Consider the following 18,563-nt stretch of genomic DNA (forward strand, 5'->3'; position numbering starts at 1 on the left):
CTATAGAACTTTTTCTTTTCTAAATATCATTTAAAAGTTGATAATTGGGTCTCCAATACCCTCTTCCACCCCTTAAGCTAACGCACTTATGATTTGGTAATTTTTTCCTATAGAAGTTTAATCTTTCTTTTGTAGTTTTACCTGTATCACAATAAAATACAAAAACTGTATTTTCAGGCATTTGTGACATCTCATAGGGATTATATGTCATTGTTTCAATATTATCAAGTGGTTTTAATATTGTATCAACTAAAACTACATTAATACCCTCTTGTTCCAACTCTTTAGTATATTTATAAAGCTCTTGCTGTGTCCATTCATCTTTTTCAAACATACTAATATAATTGCAAAAAACTGTTTAAAGTCTCTTAAAATAGTAATTATAATTGTTTTATCATAGAATTGAGTCATAAGTGCTAAGGTAAATTTTCAACTTGATTGACTTTGACTCAAGTTTATGCTAAAATAAGATTTAAAATAGAATAAATTATTAGGATTTAAAAATGTCAAAAAGTTTATATGAAACGCTAGAAGTATCTGAAGGTGCTTCTGCAGATGAAATAAAAAAAGCTTATAGAAAATTAGCAAGAAAATATCACCCTGATGTAAATAAAGACCCTCAGGCAGAAGAAAAATTTAAAGAGATAAATGCTGCCTATGAAGTTCTTAGTGATGCTGAGAAAAAGCAACAATATGATCAGTTTGGTGATTCAATGTTTGGTGGTCAAAACTTCCATGACTTTGCAAGAGGTCAAGGATCTGGTGTTGATTTAGATGAGATATTAAGACAAATGTTTGGTGCTGGAGGAGGATTTGGTTCATCTGGATTCTCTCAAGGTGGTTTTAGTGGATTTAATGGTTTTGGAAATCAAGGTTTTGGTGAACCAGACCTTGATACACAAGCTCAAATAACAATACCTTTTGACGTATCAGTACTTGGAGGTAAACAACATATCTCTTTAAATAATGATTCATTTGATATAAAGATACCTGAAGGTATTTCAAATGGGCAAAAAATAAGAGCAAAAGGCAAAGGTAAATCTTATCAAGGACAAAGGGGTGATTTGATTATTAAAGTTAATGTTGCAACTAGTCCTGAATATGAAAGAGAAGGTTCAACATTAACTAAATCTTTTGATGTACCTTTAAAAACTGCTCTATTTGGAGGTAAAGTTGAAATTAAAACAATACACAAAACTATAACTTTAAAGGTGCCTGAAAACACTAAACAAAATCAAAGATTTAGAGTTAAAGAGCTAGGTGTATTAGATAGAAAAGCTGGAGTAAAAGGGGACTTATATTTAAAAGCAAATATAGTTTTACCTAAAGTAGATAGTTTAGATGAAGATTTAATTGAAGTATTAAAAGAGAAACTTCCTGAAACAATTTAAAAGGATTGACTATGGATACAAATGCATATAATGAACCAGTATATTTAATCTCTGCAGTTGCTGAGATTTTAAATATCCATCCTCAAACACTAAGACAATATGAAAGAGAGGGCTTAATTAAACCCTCTCGAACTAATGGAAAAATAAGACTTTACTCTCAAAAAGATATAGATCATATAAAATATGTTTTAACTTTGACTAGAGAATTAGGTATAAATTTAGCTGGAGTTGATTTAATTTTACAATTAAATGAAAAAATTACTCTTTTGGAAGAGGAAGTTGAAGTACATAAAAAGAAACTAAAAGACATAAATAAATTTGGACTAGTACCAAACTCTAAAGCCTTGGTGATTAAAAAAAGCTCTTATGATGTAGTAATTTTTGAAGAGTAGTTTAAAACTACTCTTTTATGCCAATTGATATTGGACTTTATAATCTCTCATTAAAGGTGGAATATCTAAATAGTTTTCATCATCAGGTGAAACTTTTTTAGATTTGTCTTCCTCTACAGGTTTGGTTTCAAAAGGTGTATCATTTTTAGATTCAAAACCAGTAGCTACTATTGTAATTTTAACTTCATCTGTTTCAAGTGTACTATCTGAAGTTGTACCAAATATAATCTCAGCATTTGAATCAATAGTTTCGTGAATTTTAGACATAACATCATTAATAGCAAATAATGAAACTTGAGGGTGAGTATTAAAATGAATAAGAATACCTTTTGCACCACTTAATGAAACTTTGTCAAGTAGTGGTGAATCAATAGCATCCTCTAAAGCTTTTTGTGCTGCATTTTCCCCTTTTGCTTTACCAATACCCATTAATGCCATACCTTTATGTTGCATAATAGTTTTAACATCAGCAAAGTCAGTATTAATATCTGAATTTCCAGGATTTAAAATAACTTCAGTCATACCATTTACTGCTTGGTAAAGAATATTATCAATGATTTTGAAAGCATCTTTCATACCAACATTTTCATCAATAATCTCTAATAACCTGTCGTTTGGCACAACAATTATAGAATCAGATATTTTTTTAATCTCTTCAAGACCAAGATTTGCCAACCCTGCTCTTTTTTTACCTTCCCATGTAAATGGTTTTGTTACAACAGAAACAGTTAAAGCACCAATCTCTTTTGCAGCTTTAGCTATAATTGCAGCAGCTCCTGTACCAGTACCACCACCAAGTCCAGCAGCAATAAATACAATATCAGCACCTTTTAATGAATCTTTAATATCTTCATAACTTTCAACAGCAGAATCTCTACCAATTTCTGGTTTCATTCCTGCACCAAGTCCTTTTGTTAGCTTTAATCCAAGTTGAATTTTCTTTGGTGCTTTTGATATTCTTAATACCTGTAAATCTGTATTTGCAGCAATTAAGTCTATCTTATGAGTTCCCTCATTTATCATGTGGTTGATCATATTACAACCACCACCACCAACTCCAATTACTGAAATTTTAGCTATATTATCCGAAAGAGTTTTACTAGGCATTTCCACTTTTATATCATCCACATTAAATAAATTTTCGTTCATTAGAACCACTCCGTAATTGCATTCCACAATTTTTTAACGCCAGTGTTCTTATCCTTTTTTGTTAGAGTTGGTAATAATTTAGAATCATCTTCTTCACTGACATCTTTATTTTTATTATTTAAAACAGTTTTTTGGATATCAGCAGCACGTATAGACTCAGCAAATTCTTCTGGTTGTGCTTTTGTTGCTGCTTGCTCAACATTTTTTATTTTTCTAATTAAATTTTTATTTGAATCAAGTTCAAAATTTCTATTTGTTTCTAAAGAGTAAAGTAATAAACCTACAATAGTAGCCATTTTAGGGTCATCAAAACTCATATATCCATTTTTTATATTAATTGGATTAGAAATTTTAACAGGTAAGTTATCAAAAATCAATGTTGCTAACTCTTTAACCCCTACTAATTTACTCATTCCACCAGTAATCACGATACCTGTTCCTAGGCTTTCATGAATCCCACTTTTTCCTAAATTATTTTTTATTAAAGTTAAAACCTCTTCAACTCTTGCATGAATAATTGTTTGTACATATTCTAAAGAAACCTCTGAAGAGTTTTTTTCATCACCAATTCTTGGTGTTCTTACTTTTTTATTTGCTAATTCTTCATCTGATTTTAATAAATCTCCATACTCCGTTTTTATCTTTTCTGCTGCGATTGGTGGAGTGTGAAGCATAACTGATAGGTCATTTGTAATATGATTTGATCCAACAGGAATAAATCCATTATAGATTAAAGAAGAACCTTTATAACATGCAAATTCTGTAGTTGTAGAACCCATATTTATTACAGTTGCACCAAACTTTCTTTGCTGTTCATCTAAAATTGAGATTGCAGTTGCATATGAGTTTAAAACAAAATTATTTACTGTTAAATTTGCCATTTTAAATGCAGATTTTATATTTGTAAGAGCTGTCTTTTTTGCAGTCACTACATAAACAGATACTTCAAGTCTAGAACCATTCATATTTAATGGATTTTCTACATCAGCTGAATCATCTATTTTAAAAAATATTGGTATTACATGTACCACTTCATATTCAGGGATTATTGTAGCATTGTATAATGCCATTTGCATAACTTGATTAATCTCATTCTCGGTAATTAATCCATTTGGAATATTTACACTTCCTGAGCTTCTAAGTCCCTTTGTATATGAACCTGAAATTGATACCACAGTAGATTCAATCTGCTCAGTTGTATTTTTCCTTGCAAGTGAAACTGCTTCTTTTATAGACTTAGAAGCTAACTCAATATTTGAGATAACTCCTTTGTTTATACCATCACTTTTATATGAACCTGTCCCTAAAATATTAATCTTATAATCTAGATTATTTCTAGCAATTACAGCAGTAATATTCGATGAACCAATATCAATTGCTAAAAGAGTCTTGTTCAAAATTACTCCTCAAAATTTATTGAAGATTGCACTTCATATCTATTCTCTAAATTTTTTACTAAATTATTCATTAACTCTTGATTTAATAGTTTATCCATTGTGCTTTTAACTGCTTCATCTTTAGTTTCATCATATGAAGCTAATTTTGAATCATTTATTCTGTAAAGTACAATTTTATCAGCAAGAGTTATTTTACCTACTTTTTCAGTAGTTGAAAAAAGTTTATTTAAAAATGTTAAAGCATCATTTGCATTAAGACCTTCAATTTTATTAAATGAATTTCTTGAAACAAAACCTACATGAGTTCCTTCAAAATCTTTTAATTTACTTGTTGCAAGTTTTTCAAGTTCTATTCCTCTAGTAACTTTTTCATAATCAACTTTAGCCATATCTTTAGCATCTTCAAAAGATAAAGTTTTTGGAGGAACTTTATTTACAACTTTTACAATTAGATATTTACCATTATAAATAAATGGTTTTAAAACATCACCAGGAACTGCATTTAAAATCTCTGCATTGTTTTCTTCACCGTAAGGTAAGTTTGCTTCAACCATCTCTAAAGTTTGTTCAAACTTCTCTTCATCTTTTTTAAGTTTTAAATATTTTTTTAAAGCAACTCTTTTTGTAGCTTTTTCATTTAAAGCTGTTACAACATCTTCTTTTGCTTCATCTAAAGTTTTAAGTTTTCCATCTTCTTTAATAAAATCTGTTTTAAACTTATTATAATGACTAGAGATTTCATCATCAGAAAAAGTATTAGTTGTCAAAGCGATTTCATCAATCTCTAATTTAACTGCTGGTTGTGATTTATAGTTATCTTTGTTTGCTTCCCAGTAGTTTTTAATTTTTTCATCAGTAATCTCAATATTTACATCATCTAAACTTAAAATTTCAATATTTATATCATCTTCAGAAAATAAAAGTTTATTTAAGTTTTCAATCTCATTTTTTTGAGCTTCAATACTAAATATTTTTTCCACTTTTTGTAATAATAAATCTCTTTTTAATGAAGCTTCAAATTTTGTTGGATTTGTTCTATTTTGATTTAAAACTTTTATGTATGTATCTTTGTCAAACTTACCATCTTTTATAAATCCTGGTATCTTAACAAGCTCTTTTGCAACCTCTTCATCTGTTACTGCAAGTCCTAATTCATCAGCAAAAGATAAAATAAGATTTTTTTGTATAGCCATATTGTATGCAACTTGTCTTAAGTTTAATTTATCAGCCATCTCTTGATTAAACTGTTCACCAAAAATTTTTGCATATTGATCATATAAAGATGAATATTCTCTTTGATATTCATCAACACTTACTTCTCTATCTCCTACAACAGCTACAGCTCCACCTTTTGAACCATAATCATAAGAGCCCCAGCCAACAAAACCTGCTCCTACAAACGCTATTGTACTTATCCAAATAGTTATTACAAGCCATTTTTTATGTCTTTGCATCCAACTTATCATAAATTATAACCCTTTTTTAAATTTCGCCTATATTACTCAAAAGTTGCTTTTAAAGAGGTAAAGGGAAACTAATTTTTTTTCGATAATAGATCATTTATTACAGACTCACGCCTAGTTGTTTCTATTCTTTTACATGCACTTTTAAAAGCATCCTCTTCTCCAACAATAAAACACATATCCTTTGCCCTTGTAATTGCTGTATATAAAAGCTTTGTATTATGCATTATATAGTGAGAAAAACTCATAGGAATAAGTGCATTTTCATACTCCATCCCTTGCGTTTTATGGATAGTTAAACAATATGCCAAAGATAATAAAGAACTTAAGTCATCAAAATCATAAAATACTACCATATCATCATTTGGATATAAAACTATGCATTTGTTTTCTTCAAAATCTAATTTGATTATAAGTCCTAATTGCCCGTTAAATACCCTTTTTTCTAAGTATTCTGTCGAATTAGCCTTATACATTTGCATAGTTTGAGCTTTCATATTTTCATTTTTTATATGAATAACTTTATCACTCATTTTAAACTCATATAGTTTTGATTTGTAAGCTTTTCCCTTAGAATGATTAAAAAGTGTTTGAAGTTGCATATTCAAATTTTCAACTCCTAAAGGACCTGCTTTCATAGGTGTAATAACTTGAAAAAGTGTTAAAGCTTTAGAAATATCTTTTTGTTTTATATAATCATAATATTTTTGTATATAATGTGTTGAGATATTTAATACAGTATTTAATATATTTTCACTAATTTGTGCCCTAACATTTGAAAACTCTGTTTGTTTTAAACTGTTTTTTACTGCATAATAATTGTTTATAGATACATTAATAAATTTAAAATCATCATAATTTTTAGAATACTCAGGAATATTTCCTTGTCTAATATCGTTTGCAATTACTGCAATTGCTTGATTTTCACTTTGTCTATATATTTTTGTTAATTTACAAATCGGTGCTAATTCATATTTTATAGCATCAGCTAAAATATTCCCTGCTCCAATTGCTGGCAACTGTCCATCATCCCCAACAATTATAAAAACAGCATCATCTGAAATCTTTTTTATAAGATTATAAAACATCACAGAGTTTACCATTGAAGCTTCATCTAAAAGTATTACTCTATGTGGGAAAAACTCTTTATCTTCAAATTTTACAAATAAAGATTGAATAGTTGAACTATTATATCCTGTTGTATCAGAGATTCTTTGACTAGCGATACCACTTAATGCAATAGTTATAATATCATCATAAGAAACTACCTCTTCAAGTAATTGTAAAACTGCCCTACTCGAAGTTGATTTACCTGTTCCTGCATAACCTATTAGAAAAAGAGTATTACTTCCTTCATTTATAATCTCTACGGCTTTTTTCTGCTCTTCACTTAATTCAAACCCTAGACTTGATTCTTTCTTTTTTATATATTCATCAAAATTGGCAACTATTTTTTTATTTTTTTCATCTTTTCTTCTTTGGAAGAACTCTAAAATTCTTCGCTCTGCATAATAAAGCATAGAAGGAGCCAATCTATTTTCTTGGGTTTGAAAAATATCCTCTTCAACTAACATTTTAGTAATAGAGTTTTCATATAAAATATCTTCATCTCTAAAATTTAAAGCTTCATCTAAAAGCTTATATAGATGAGACTTATCTATTGAAGAGTTTCCGTTGTTATCACAAAACTCCCTCAAAGTGTAGTTTATACAAGCATTTATTCTAAACTCAGATTTAGGGTCTATTCCTAAAGCTTTTGCTATCTCATCAGCTCTTTTAAAACCAATACCTTTTATATGTATAAGCATATATGGATTTTTTTTAATTTTTCCTATTAAATCATCAACTTCACTAAAATGGGAATAGATTTTATTTATAAGATTTGAAGTAACACCAAATTTTGAAAGAAATGAGCCTAATTCTCTTAAGTGTTTAAATTTATTCCAAGATGAAACTATCTTATCAAGTTTCTTTTCTTTTATCCCTTTAAACTTTAAAAGCTCACCTGGTCTTTCATTTAATATCTCAACTAATTCATCTTCACTATATTCTTCAAGTAATTCATGGGCAAATTTTTTACCTACACCTTTTACTATTTTAGTTAAGAAGAAAAATATCTCTGCTTCTTTTAATTCTAAAGTTTGAAATTGAAATTGCACTCCATATTTTTTGTGGGTAGTCCAATCCCCTTTTAAAAGGATCTCTTCACCTACTAATTTTTCAATATCAGTATCAAAGTAAGTACCACATATTTTTTGATTGTTTTCTAAAATTGCAATTACATATTTTGTTTCATCATTTGTATAAAGAACCTTTTTTAATACTCCACTTAGATTAAAAAGTTTCTCTTGCTCTTGGTCATTTTCCATTAATAACCATCATCAAATTTAGATTTTTTATGTTTGTCTTTTTTATAAGAGCTTTTATTTTTCTCTTTTTGAAGAAGATTTGCATCTTTTAAAAGTGTTGATCTTTCATCTTCAAAAGTTTCTGTATGATTTTCTATATATTGAAGTGTTTTATTAATAAAAGCTATCAATTCAGTTAAATATTTTGAATTTAACTCAATTGATTTTACCCTTTTTATATCCTCATAGTTTTTCAAGGTTCTTTCTTTAAATAGGTCTTTATCAAAATCTTCAAGTTTTAATAAAGAAACTGTTCTTGTAAAAAACTTTTCTAAAACCCTAATATACCTTATTCTTAATTGCTTATCGTGCATATTAAAGTATCTTATCAATATTTTCTAAAGGTCTTGCAATAACAGCTTTATCATCTTTAATAACAACTGGTCTTTCTATTAACTTTGGATTTGCAAGCATTGCATCGATTAAAACTTCATTAGATGTTGCATCTTTTAAATTTAGCTCTTTATAAACATCCTCTTTTGTTCTCATTAACTCTCTTGGAGTAATATTTAACATCTCTATTATTCTTTTTAGTTCCTCTTTTGTTGGAGTATCAACTAAATATTTAACAACATTTAACTCTAATCCTTTCTCTTCTAAATATGCCAAAGCATTTCTAGATTTTGAACATCTAGGATTATGTAAAATAGTTATTTTGCTCATTAAAAACCTTTAAAAATTAAAATTTTGGTAATATATTATTTAGACTTTCTAGCCCTAATTCTTCTAAATTAAGATGGATTTGTCCCATTTTTAGAGATCTATTATTTATAATTATTGGAGAAAAAATATTCATTGAAGATTCTGAAACTTGAGATTGTAATACAAATATATAAAAAATAGATAACTCTTCTAAATTTTGAATATCAAGTTTTTCTTTAAAATCATCTGGAAATTCAAAGGCTAATGATTTTAATGCCCCAAAACTCATCAATCTTAGAGTCACTCCTGTCTCCACTCCAGTGATTACAGAAAAGAAATCATCTAGCTTCATTAATTCAAATTCTGTTTCTTCTTCACATCCATCAATGGGTACTACTACTTCAAAAACCATAAGACCCCTTTATAAAATTGAATGATTTTACAAAAAATAGAATTTGTTGTCAATTAATAATCCATTATTTTATGTTATACTCTAAAGTATGATAGTATCAAATAACAATAACTTATTAAATATATTATTACCAAATGAGAATAAAGTTTTAAAAGATGTATTAAAAGATGCAGATGCAAAAACCTTAGAAAGCCTAAATAAAGGCACAACTACCGTTGGAGATATATTAAAAAACCTTTTTACAGATTTAAAAACTGGAGACAAGAATCTATCAACAATTGAAAACTTGTTAAAAAACTCAAATCTTTTTAAAGACTTGGCAAACTTTTCAAAAAATATAAATAATTTACTAAAACAATTAGATGATCCATCTTTACAAAAATATAAACCTTTATTGGAAAATTTCTTAAAAGATATAACAAACCTAGATTCTAATAGTTTAAAAGAACTAATAAATAGATCTGGTGTATTTTTAGAAGCAAAAGCTTTAGAGCAAACTAAAGGTAATTCAAATTTACCCAAAAATTTAGAAACTCTACTAAATCAAATAAAAAGTGTATTAAAAGATATCCCAACATTAGAGAGTAAAAACTTATCAAACCTAATAGATAAAATGTTGCAAAATGGTTCAGCCAATAATACCGCCCAACAATTGGGAAATGATTTAAAAACTTTAATAAATGGCCTACAACAACTATCAAAAGGATTAAATAATACACAATTAAATAATCTATTAACTTTAACAAATAATTTAAAAAACATAACTTCAGATGCACAGTTAATAGAATCAAAACTGGAAAATTTTAAAGTTAGTACTCAAAATACACCAACACAAACAAGTCAAAATTTGGCAAATACTCAGAATTTAACAAATACACAAAACACAAATACTAATCAAAACTTATCGAATGTTCAAAATACAAATCAAGCACTTTTACAAACTAAAGAAAATGTATTATCAAAAACCCTTGATACACTTTTTCAATTAAGAGCTGAAATTCAATCAAATAATAATATACCAAATAAAGATACTCTACTAAAACAGATTGATTCACTTATTCAAACTAAAGACTTATTTACAAAAGATACTGCACAAATTGAAGTAAAAAATTTATTAACTCAACTTACAAATCAGATAGAGAATAAAAATCTTACAAATTTAAGTGGAAATATTGAAAAACTTGTAGGGATGTTAAAAAACCAAAGTGATGAGATAACAACTTTAGAAAATAAAGTTTTACAAAATCAAAATATTCAAGTTGATAAATCAAATCTAACAAACAATATTCAACAAACCCTTTTAAACCTCAAAAATGAACTTTCAAATATTCCAAATAGTGATAATAAAGCTATAAATCAAATAATTGACAGATTATTAAATATTCAAAATCTATTTTCTAAAATTGAAATTCCAGTAGATATAAAAAATAGTTTACAAAATAATTTGCCAAACAATTTTCAAAGCAATTTTGCCTCAAATATTAACAACTTAATAGTAAATCTAAAAGAGAGTATTGTTAATCTATCGTCAAATCCTGAGAATCTAAATCTACACAATACTATTTTTAAAAATATAGAAAAACTAGAAAGTATAAGTCATAATATCTTACAACAAATGCAGTTGCCAGATAAAAATCTTTCTCAAAATAATCTACAAAATGATATAAAAACTGTACTTTTACAAATGCAAGCCGAATTACAAACAAAAAGTGATCCAACTTCACAAGACTTACTCAAAAATGTTGATAGATTAGTTACACAAGTTGAATATCATCAACTTTTATCAATTACATCAAATAGCAATAATGTGTATCTTCCATTTATTTGGGATATGTTGGATGATGGTACAATCTCAATGAAAAAAATAAATGAAGATAAGTTTTTTTGTGAGATAAATTTATCTTTAAAAGAGTTAGGGCAAACCCAATTACTTTTAGCTTTATATGATAAAAATAAAATAGATATAACTGTTTATGTTTCAAAAGAGTATTTTAAAAAAACTTTTAGAGAAAACCTAACAAAATTAAAACAAGCATTAAATTCAGTAAATTTAGTACCAACAAATATAAATATAATAGATATGAAAAAAAATAAAGAGCAAGAAGAGATCAAAAAAGTTAGTAATAATAATCCATATGGACAAAATCAAGGTTTTGATACAGGATTGAATATTAAGGTTTAATATGGAAAAAAACAATTTAAAAAAAGCTGTTGCACTTGGTTATGATATTGAAACAGATAATGCTCCTAAGGTTGTAGCTAAAGGGACAGGAAGTGTAGCAACAAACATAATAAAAATTGCAGAAGATAATGAAGTTCCTATTAAAAAAGATGAAGACTTAATAGAACTTTTATCTGCAATAGATATTGATAAAGAGATTCCTGATTCTATGTACAAAGCTGTATCTGAGATATTTGCTTTTATTTATGATTTAACTAAAATTGAAAGAAAAAAAAGAGAAGAAACCTTCAAATAATATTGATACTTTTATAAGTACAATTATAATATAATCCATAAAAAAATAAGAACTGGCCATAAATGAGAATCAACAATCTTGATAATCCACTTTTCATAATAACATTCTGTATATTTGTGATACTAAGTAATATAATCTCATCAATTTATTTTTTTCCTATATTATTTCTAGGTGTACTATTTATGGCATTTTTTGTTTGTTTAAAAAGAAGATATAACTATTCTCTTATGTTTGTAATTATAACTTTTTGTTTTATTGAATTAAATAATGGATTCAAAATATTTTCATTATCTTTATTAGCTACCTTTGTATATGTATTTATAGCTCCATATATAAAAAGGACATTAAGTTTTAATTCATTTAATTCATATATTTATATGGCAGTATTTTATTTAGGTATTTATATTATGTGGTCATTAAATAATGATTTAACTCCACAAATAAACTACACTTTATTGGTAAACTTAGTTATTGATTTCATAATATTTGGAGTGTTTATTTGAAAAGATTAAACTTAATATTTATAATTATCTTTATCATACTAATTACACTTCTATCAAGAGTTTATTTTTTAAGTATCAAATCAAATACTTATTATGAAGAGTTATCAAAAAGAAACTACATAAAAAAGATATATAAAGTTCCTAATAGAGGAATAATCAAAGATAGAAATGGTGTACCTTTAGCTATGAATAAATTGGGTTTTTCAATAAATATCAGACCCCATTTAAGATCATATAAGAAAAAACATATTTTAGATGAACTTGTTACTTTAATAAACGAAAACTTTCCCAAATATTCAAAAGAGAGTTTATATAAAGAGTATAAAAAATTAGATTCTAATTATAAACATGATTTTGTAAAAATTGTTGAGTTTATTCCTTATGAAGAGTTTTTTGATAAATATACCCTGTTTAATTCAAATGATGATATTGAAATAAAATCAGAAGTAAAAAGAGTTTATCCAGAAGGAAGAAACGCTTCGCATATTATTGGGTATGTAGGAAGAGCTTCAAAAATAGATATACAAAATAATGAATTTTCAAAACATAGTGGAATTATTGGTAAAAATGGTTTAGAAAAATACTACAACAAAGAGTTGCAAGGGAAACTTGGAGAAAAAACAGTAAAAGTTAATGCTTTAAATAAAGAGATTGAAGTATTAGCTGAAAAAGATCCTTCATCTGATAATGATTTAACAATCTCTGTTGATATTGAACTACAAAAATATATTCAAGAGATATTTGGAGATGATAGTGGAGCAATAATTGTAATGGATGCAAGAAATGGTGAATTGTTATCTGCTGGATCATATCCTGAGTTTGATAATAACATTTTTGTTGACGGTATATCAATTGATGCTTGGAATGAGATGAAAAACGATTTTAACCATCCTTTTACCAATAAACTTATAAATGGGCTTTATCCTCCTGGTTCGGTTATGAAAATGGGAATAGCCTTATCTTTTCTTGATAATGGGATAAAACCTGATTATGAGATTTATGATAATGGTTTTATCCAAATAGGAAATAGAAAATTTAGGGACTGGAAACCTACAGGTCATGGAAAAGTTGGGTTTGTAAAAGCTATAAAAGAGAGTTGTGATACTTTTTTTTACAAAGGAAGTCTTCTTGTGGGGATTAATAAAATCTCTAAATCATTAAGAAGTTATGGAATAGGAGAAGAAACAGGAGTTGATTTAGAAAATGAATTCTATGCCACAAATCCAAATAAAGATTGGAAAGAAAAAAAATATAATCAACCTTGGTATATAGGTGACACAATAAATGCTTCAATAGGTCAAGGTTATATGACTGTTACACCAATGCAAATTGCTAGATACACAGCTTTTCTAGCAACAGGAAAGCTACCTAAACCACACTTTTCAAAACTAAATTATGAAGAGCCTAAAGAGATTGAATATAATAAAGATTCAATGAAACTAATAAGACAAGGTATGTATGAAGTAATGAATCGGCCAAAAGGTACAGCCTACTACCATGTAAGAGAATCAAATATCCCTTTAGCTGGTAAAACAGGTACAGCACAAGTTGTTACAATCCCACAATCTGAAAAAGTTAGAATGAAAGAGAGTGAACTTAAATATTACCATAGGTCTCATGCATGGCTAACAACTTACGGACCATATAAAAATCCCCAATATGTAGTAACAGTTCTAGTTGAACATGGTGGTCATGGTGGTAGTGCAGCAGGTCATGTAGTAAGTAAAATATATAATAAATTAGAAGAGTTAGGTTATATTAAAAATTAAATAACTCTTCTATCATATAGTTTTAATAAAAATATACTAAAAATAATCGCTGCAATAACTCTAAATACAACTATTATATATAGATTTGCATTGAAAATCACAAAAAGCAAAGTATCTTCAATAATAGCATGACAAATCATTAAAAAAGTTCCTATAAAAAAGATATCTCTTTTAGTTAAACTACTACTTTTAGCTTCTTTAATTAAAATTCCTGCCCCATAAGTTATACCTAAAATAACACCAACAAAAATTGAAAAATTTCTAGATAAGTTTTTTTCAAATTTTTTAATAAATGCCCTACTTTTAACATAATCCATAAAAAGGATAATTAAAGAGATTAAAATTATAATTTCTATAGTTAATTTAATTGAACCTATCAAAGATTTTACTAATACATCTAATAGATTTACATACTCTTTTTTCTCAACTATTGCATTTGAAACATCACTATTAAATAGTTCATTTGGTAAAAATGTAACTAAAAATGCCACAATAACTCCACCAATAACTCTTAATAAAATAGAATAGCCATTTGGTAAACCTATTTTTTTCATAACAGCAGTTTCAACAATCAAGGAATGACAGATTCCTAAAAATACACCTAAAATTGTCCACTCTTTTGCAGTTAAATCCAAAGGAGCTGCAAAAGCAATTGCTGCATATAGATTTAAAAAAACTCCACTTAAGATACTTAGTGCTGCTTCTTTAGGTAAATCTAAAAAAGTTGTTAATGGTTCTACTAAAAATGAAATATATGACAAAATATTGTAATAATATAAAACTTCTGCAAATATATAAATTGGGATAACTAATTTTATAATAATCCAAGCACTTCTAAGAGAAGAGTTTAAACTCTGTTTATAATCCATTGCGTTCCTTAAAAAAAAGCGGCATTATAGCATATTAATAATATTTTTGATATTATTCACCCAAGTTTAGCTAAGGACTATAGTTGAGAATAATCATTACATTATTAATTTTTACAATTTCATTATTTGCAGCAGAAGAGCAAGTGCCCGTAATCAACCTTTCAGTGGCTGCCTTAGAAGAACCTGCACAGTTTGTAAGAACAATAAATATAGCTATAATACTTATACTTTTAGTACTAGCCCCTACTCTTCTTTTGATGATTACAAGTTTCACAAGACTTATAATTGTATTTTCATTATTAAGACAAGCTATGGGTTTACAAACTACACCTCCAAATCAAATTATTATCTCTTTATCTCTTATACTTACAATTTTTATTATGGAACCTTATGCAAAAAAATCATGGGATGATGCTGTAAAACCATATATGGATGAAACAATTGGATATGAAGTTGCTTTTGAAAGAGGAATTAAACCCTTTAAAGAGTTTATGATAAAAAACACAAGAGAAAAAGATTTAGCACTTTTTTATAGAATTAAAAACGAAGAAAACCCTAAAAATATTGATGCTGTGCCATTAACTTTATTAATGCCTGCATTTATTGTAAGTGAATTAAAAACTGCATTTGAGATTGGATTTTTAATCTTTTTACCATTTTTAGTAATTGATATTATTGTTGCTTCAATTCTAATGTCTTTAGGTATGATGATGCTACCACCTGTAATGATATCCTTGCCTATTAAAATCATCTTTTTTATTGTAATTGATGGTTGGGCTTTAATAATAGGAAATCTGGCCCAATCCTTTAAATAACTTGATTTAAAAAGGGATTGAAGTATCTATGGCGTCTCCTGTAGTAGATATTGAATCACCTACAACATCAGGGGTAACAACATTTACAACTGCCCCAGTTACTCTAAAAGGTAAAGCTACAGCATCTCCTACTACACATCCATTTAATATTAGAGCAATTATCATTCCTAATATATATTTACACATATAATTCCTTTAAAAAAAAGGATTGTATCTAAACAATCTTAATTGATATTTCAGTATAAAATACAAACAAAGATAATATCAAATCAATAACATAAATATACCTTATAAAAACTAAAAAAATAAAAAGAATTAAAATTATTTATTAAAAAAATTAAACTTTTATTCATACTTTTAAAGATATAATAATAACGTAAAATCCAACTTTAAAGGCAAAAAACTACATGTCAAAATTATCCATAAAAAAATTATTAATATTTACTGCTAGTGTACTAGTACTTATTTATATAATCAATTTATCTGTTGTAATCAAAAAAATATATGAAATGGACGAAACAATCCACGAACAACAAGATGAAATCGTGACACAAATCACTAACTTTTTTGTATTACAAAGAAATGTAATACAAGTACAACAATGGCTTACAGATATATCTGCAACACGTGCATATGAGGGCTATGATGATGGATTTGTTGAAGCTGAAAAATATTATAAGCATGGTTTGGCAACTTTGGACAAACTTTTAAAAGAGCATAAAGAGTTTGGTGAACCAGAGATGATAGAAAGTTTAAAACAATTTAAAAATGATTTCACTTCATTTTATAAAATTGGAGTAGATATGGCTAATGCTTATATCAAATTTGGACCAGAAGAAGGTAATAAAATGATGGAAAAGTTAGATCCATTTGCTGAAAAACTATCTTCTAAACTTGATATGTGGATAAATGAACATTTAAAAGAAAATGAATTAAAAACACAAGAGATGTATGATTCATTATTTGAGACAGAGTCAGGGACTATTATTACAGGAATTATCATTGCTGTTTTTATTATAGTAATGTTTTATCTTCTTATTTCAAAAATTTCTGTTTCATTAAATAAATTACAAGAAGGACTTAATGATTTCTTTAAGTATTTAAATAAAGAAACAAATGAAGTTACTCTTTTAGAAGATAAAAATGATGATGAAATCTCAACAATGGCAAAAGTTATTAATCATAATATTATAAGAACTCAAAAAAATATAGAAGAAGATAAAAAATTCTTACAAGAAGTATCAAATATGGTTGAAGAGATAAAAAAAGGTTATTTATTTAATAGATTTGAAAATAAAGTTGAAAATGAAAGCTTAGAAGCATTAAGAAAAAGTTTTAATGAAATGTTAGAAAATCTTCAAGGTAATATTGCAGGAAGTACAAATAAAATCTTAAATGTTTTATTAAGTTTTGGAGAACTAAATTTTAAAGACCAAGTAAAAGATGATAATGGGAAAATTGCTGTAGCTCTTAGAGAAGTAGCGGAACTTATAACTCATATGCTAGTTGAAAGTAAAGCTACAGGATTAACTTTAGAACAGAGTGCAAAACTTTTATTAGATAATGTTGATATATTAAGTTTATCATCAAATGATGCAGCTTCAAGATTAGAAGAAACAGCTGCAGCTTTAGAAGAAATTTCTTCAAATATTACTAGTAATACAAATAATATAATTACAATGGCTAGTTATGCCAATGAGTTAACAACATCTGCAAATGAAGGAAATACATTAGCAAATGAAACAACTGAATCAATGGATAAGATAAATGAACAAGTAAATGCTATTAGTGATGCTATTAGTGTAATTGATCAAATTGCATTTCAAACAAACATCCTTTCTCTTAATGCAGCTGTAGAAGCTGCAACTGCAGGAGAAGCTGGAAAAGGTTTTGCTGTTGTTGCTCAAGAAGTAAGAAACTTAGCTGCAAGATCTGCTGAAGCTGCAAGAGAGATAAAAGATTTAGTTGAAAATGCAACAACTAAAGCCAATGATGGAAAAGAGATAGCTACTAGGATGATTCATGGCTATAGTGACTTAAAAAATAATATTTCAAAAACACTTGATTTAATTAAAGACATAGAAAGTGCATCAAAAGAGCAACAATCAGGTATTGAACAAATTAATAGTGCAATTAATAGCTTAGACAAACAAACCCAAGAAAATGCAAGTATTGCAATGCAAACAAAAGATATAGCTGTACAAACAGAAAATATAGCAAAAGAGATATTAATTGATGCAGATAAAAAAGAGTTCGTTGGTAAAGAGGAAGTAAAAGCTAGAACACTTACAAAAAACACTACAAATAATGTAGCAAAAAAAATAGAAAAGAATCAAGATTCTAAAACAATAAAAGCTACTAAATCAAATGATGATGAATGGGAAAATTTTTAATAGACTGATTCTTTTGAATCAGTCTATAAATTCTATCTCATCATCTTTTGTTGTAATCATGCATAAAAACTCATAATCTTGATTATAACAGGCTTCATAAAAATGCTCTACACCAGCAGGAATATATAAAAAATCACCTTTTTTTGCATGATACTCTTTATCTCCTATTAAAACCTTTGCTTCGCCACTTAATACAAATTGTTGATGTTGAATCTTATTTTTATGATTTGGCATAAATCCACCATCTGATAAAACTATTCTTCTAACTATAAAATCCTTATCCTCTTTGGGAGTAAGAACTGAGATATTTGCACCTTTTGTTTTTGGTATTTCAGTTGATGCAAAATTATCTGAACAATTACAATACATATAAATCCTTTAAATAAATTGCATTATTATATCTTTTTTTATAAAATAGAAAAATAGAAAAGTGAGTAATAAATGGAAAATATCATAAATGAGGCAATATCTTTTACAGTAATA

General features: G+C 27.2%; 19 protein-coding genes. 8 read left to right on the forward strand and 11 right to left on the reverse strand.

Annotated elements, in window-relative coordinates:
• Window positions 1-19 precede the first annotated feature (19 nt).
• The gene (locus tag ACKU3H_RS12695) at window positions 20-334 is read right to left on the reverse strand and encodes a hypothetical protein (protein ID WP_320034237.1); all 315 of its coding nucleotides are present in this window, start codon (window positions 332-334) and stop codon (window positions 20-22) included.
• A gap of 169 nt (window positions 335-503) precedes the next feature.
• Here ACKU3H_RS12695 and ACKU3H_RS12700 point away from each other — a divergent pair, with 169 nt between their 5' ends.
• The gene (locus tag ACKU3H_RS12700; RefSeq protein ID WP_320034238.1) at window positions 504-1,391 is read left to right on the forward strand and encodes a DnaJ C-terminal domain-containing protein; all 888 of its coding nucleotides are present in this window, start codon (window positions 504-506) and stop codon (window positions 1,389-1,391) included.
• Between the two features lie 11 nt (window positions 1,392-1,402).
• A complete protein-coding gene (locus tag ACKU3H_RS12705) occupies window positions 1,403-1,783 on the forward strand; it encodes a heat shock protein transcriptional repressor HspR (RefSeq protein ID WP_320034239.1) in 381 nt (126 codons plus the stop codon).
• A gap of 15 nt (window positions 1,784-1,798) precedes the next feature.
• Here ACKU3H_RS12705 and ftsZ read toward each other — a convergent pair whose 3' ends face one another.
• The 7 genes from ftsZ to fliW form a co-directional block, all read right to left on the reverse strand.
• Window positions 1,799-2,932: a cell division protein FtsZ gene (gene ftsZ / locus ACKU3H_RS12710; RefSeq protein ID WP_320034240.1), complete on the reverse strand. Its 1,134-nt coding sequence runs from the start codon at window positions 2,930-2,932 to the stop codon at window positions 1,799-1,801.
• Window positions 2,932-4,329, reverse strand: a complete 1,398-nt coding sequence (gene ftsA, locus ACKU3H_RS12715; RefSeq protein ID WP_320034241.1) for a cell division protein FtsA — start codon at window positions 4,327-4,329, stop codon at window positions 2,932-2,934. The genes ftsZ and ftsA overlap by 1 nt, the downstream gene beginning before the upstream one ends.
• Window positions 4,330-4,331: 2 nt before the next feature.
• Complete coding sequence (locus tag ACKU3H_RS12720) at window positions 4,332-5,795, reverse strand: peptidylprolyl isomerase (RefSeq protein ID WP_320034242.1); 1,464 nt, start codon at window positions 5,793-5,795, stop codon at window positions 4,332-4,334.
• Between the two features lie 68 nt (window positions 5,796-5,863).
• Window positions 5,864-8,161, reverse strand: a complete 2,298-nt coding sequence (locus tag ACKU3H_RS12725) for an AAA family ATPase (RefSeq protein ID WP_320034243.1) — start codon at window positions 8,159-8,161, stop codon at window positions 5,864-5,866.
• Window positions 8,161-8,514 (reverse strand): hypothetical protein, encoded by a 354-nt coding sequence (locus tag ACKU3H_RS12730; protein WP_320034244.1) that lies wholly within the window; start codon window positions 8,512-8,514, stop codon window positions 8,161-8,163. Before ACKU3H_RS12730 ends, ACKU3H_RS12725 begins: the two co-directional genes overlap by 1 nt.
• 1 nt (window position 8,515) lies before the next feature.
• A complete protein-coding gene (gene arsC / locus ACKU3H_RS12735; RefSeq protein WP_320034245.1) occupies window positions 8,516-8,863 on the reverse strand; it encodes an arsenate reductase (glutaredoxin) in 348 nt (115 codons plus the stop codon).
• 16 nt (window positions 8,864-8,879) lie between these two features.
• Window positions 8,880-9,254, reverse strand: coding sequence for a flagellar assembly protein FliW (gene fliW, locus ACKU3H_RS12740; RefSeq protein ID WP_320034246.1), 375 nt, complete (start codon window positions 9,252-9,254; stop codon window positions 8,880-8,882).
• Window positions 9,255-9,342: 88 nt separating this feature from the next.
• Between fliW and ACKU3H_RS12745 the strand changes: the two genes are divergently transcribed.
• From ACKU3H_RS12745 to mrdA, 4 genes are all read left to right on the forward strand, one after another.
• Window positions 9,343-11,436 carry a hypothetical protein gene (locus ACKU3H_RS12745; protein ID WP_320034247.1) on the forward strand — a complete coding sequence of 698 codons (2,094 nt, stop codon included), beginning with the start codon at window positions 9,343-9,345 and terminating at the stop codon, window positions 11,434-11,436.
• Window position 11,437: 1 nt separating this feature from the next.
• Window positions 11,438-11,731, forward strand: a complete 294-nt coding sequence (locus tag ACKU3H_RS12750) for an EscU/YscU/HrcU family type III secretion system export apparatus switch protein (protein ID WP_320034248.1) — start codon at window positions 11,438-11,440, stop codon at window positions 11,729-11,731.
• Window positions 11,732-11,913: 182 nt separating this feature from the next.
• Window positions 11,914-12,234, forward strand: coding sequence for a hypothetical protein (locus ACKU3H_RS12755; RefSeq protein ID WP_320034249.1), 321 nt, complete (start codon window positions 11,914-11,916; stop codon window positions 12,232-12,234).
• The gene (mrdA, locus tag ACKU3H_RS12760) at window positions 12,231-14,003 is read left to right on the forward strand and encodes a penicillin-binding protein 2 (RefSeq protein ID WP_320034250.1); all 1,773 of its coding nucleotides are present in this window, start codon (window positions 12,231-12,233) and stop codon (window positions 14,001-14,003) included. Before ACKU3H_RS12755 ends, mrdA begins: the two co-directional genes overlap by 4 nt.
• On the opposite strand, the gene ACKU3H_RS12765 is transcribed toward mrdA, so the two are convergent.
• Entirely contained in the window at window positions 14,000-14,872 is an 873-nt protein-coding gene (locus ACKU3H_RS12765; protein ID WP_320034251.1) for a nucleoside recognition domain-containing protein, read from the reverse strand. The genes mrdA and ACKU3H_RS12765 overlap by 4 nt on opposite strands.
• Before the next feature lie 83 nt (window positions 14,873-14,955).
• Here ACKU3H_RS12765 and fliP point away from each other — a divergent pair, with 83 nt between their 5' ends.
• The gene (fliP, locus tag ACKU3H_RS12770; protein WP_320034252.1) at window positions 14,956-15,687 is read left to right on the forward strand and encodes a flagellar type III secretion system pore protein FliP; all 732 of its coding nucleotides are present in this window, start codon (window positions 14,956-14,958) and stop codon (window positions 15,685-15,687) included.
• 6 nt (window positions 15,688-15,693) lie between these two features.
• On the opposite strand, the gene ACKU3H_RS12775 is transcribed toward fliP, so the two are convergent.
• Window positions 15,694-15,873, reverse strand: a complete 180-nt coding sequence (locus ACKU3H_RS12775; RefSeq protein ID WP_320034253.1) for a DUF6726 family protein — start codon at window positions 15,871-15,873, stop codon at window positions 15,694-15,696.
• 221 nt (window positions 15,874-16,094) lie between these two features.
• Between ACKU3H_RS12775 and ACKU3H_RS12780 the strand changes: the two genes are divergently transcribed.
• Entirely contained in the window at window positions 16,095-18,080 is a 1,986-nt protein-coding gene (locus tag ACKU3H_RS12780; RefSeq protein ID WP_320034254.1) for a methyl-accepting chemotaxis protein, read from the forward strand.
• A gap of 18 nt (window positions 18,081-18,098) precedes the next feature.
• Here the strand turns inward: ACKU3H_RS12780 and ACKU3H_RS12785 are convergent, their stop codons facing one another.
• On the reverse strand, window positions 18,099-18,449 hold the full coding sequence (locus ACKU3H_RS12785; protein WP_320034255.1) for a cupin domain-containing protein: 351 nt from the start codon (window positions 18,447-18,449) through the stop codon (window positions 18,099-18,101).
• Between the last annotated feature and the right edge of the window lie 114 nt (window positions 18,450-18,563).

The sequence above is a fragment of the Halarcobacter sp. genome, assembly GCF_963675975.1.
Lineage (GTDB): Bacteria > Campylobacterota > Campylobacteria > Campylobacterales > Arcobacteraceae > Halarcobacter.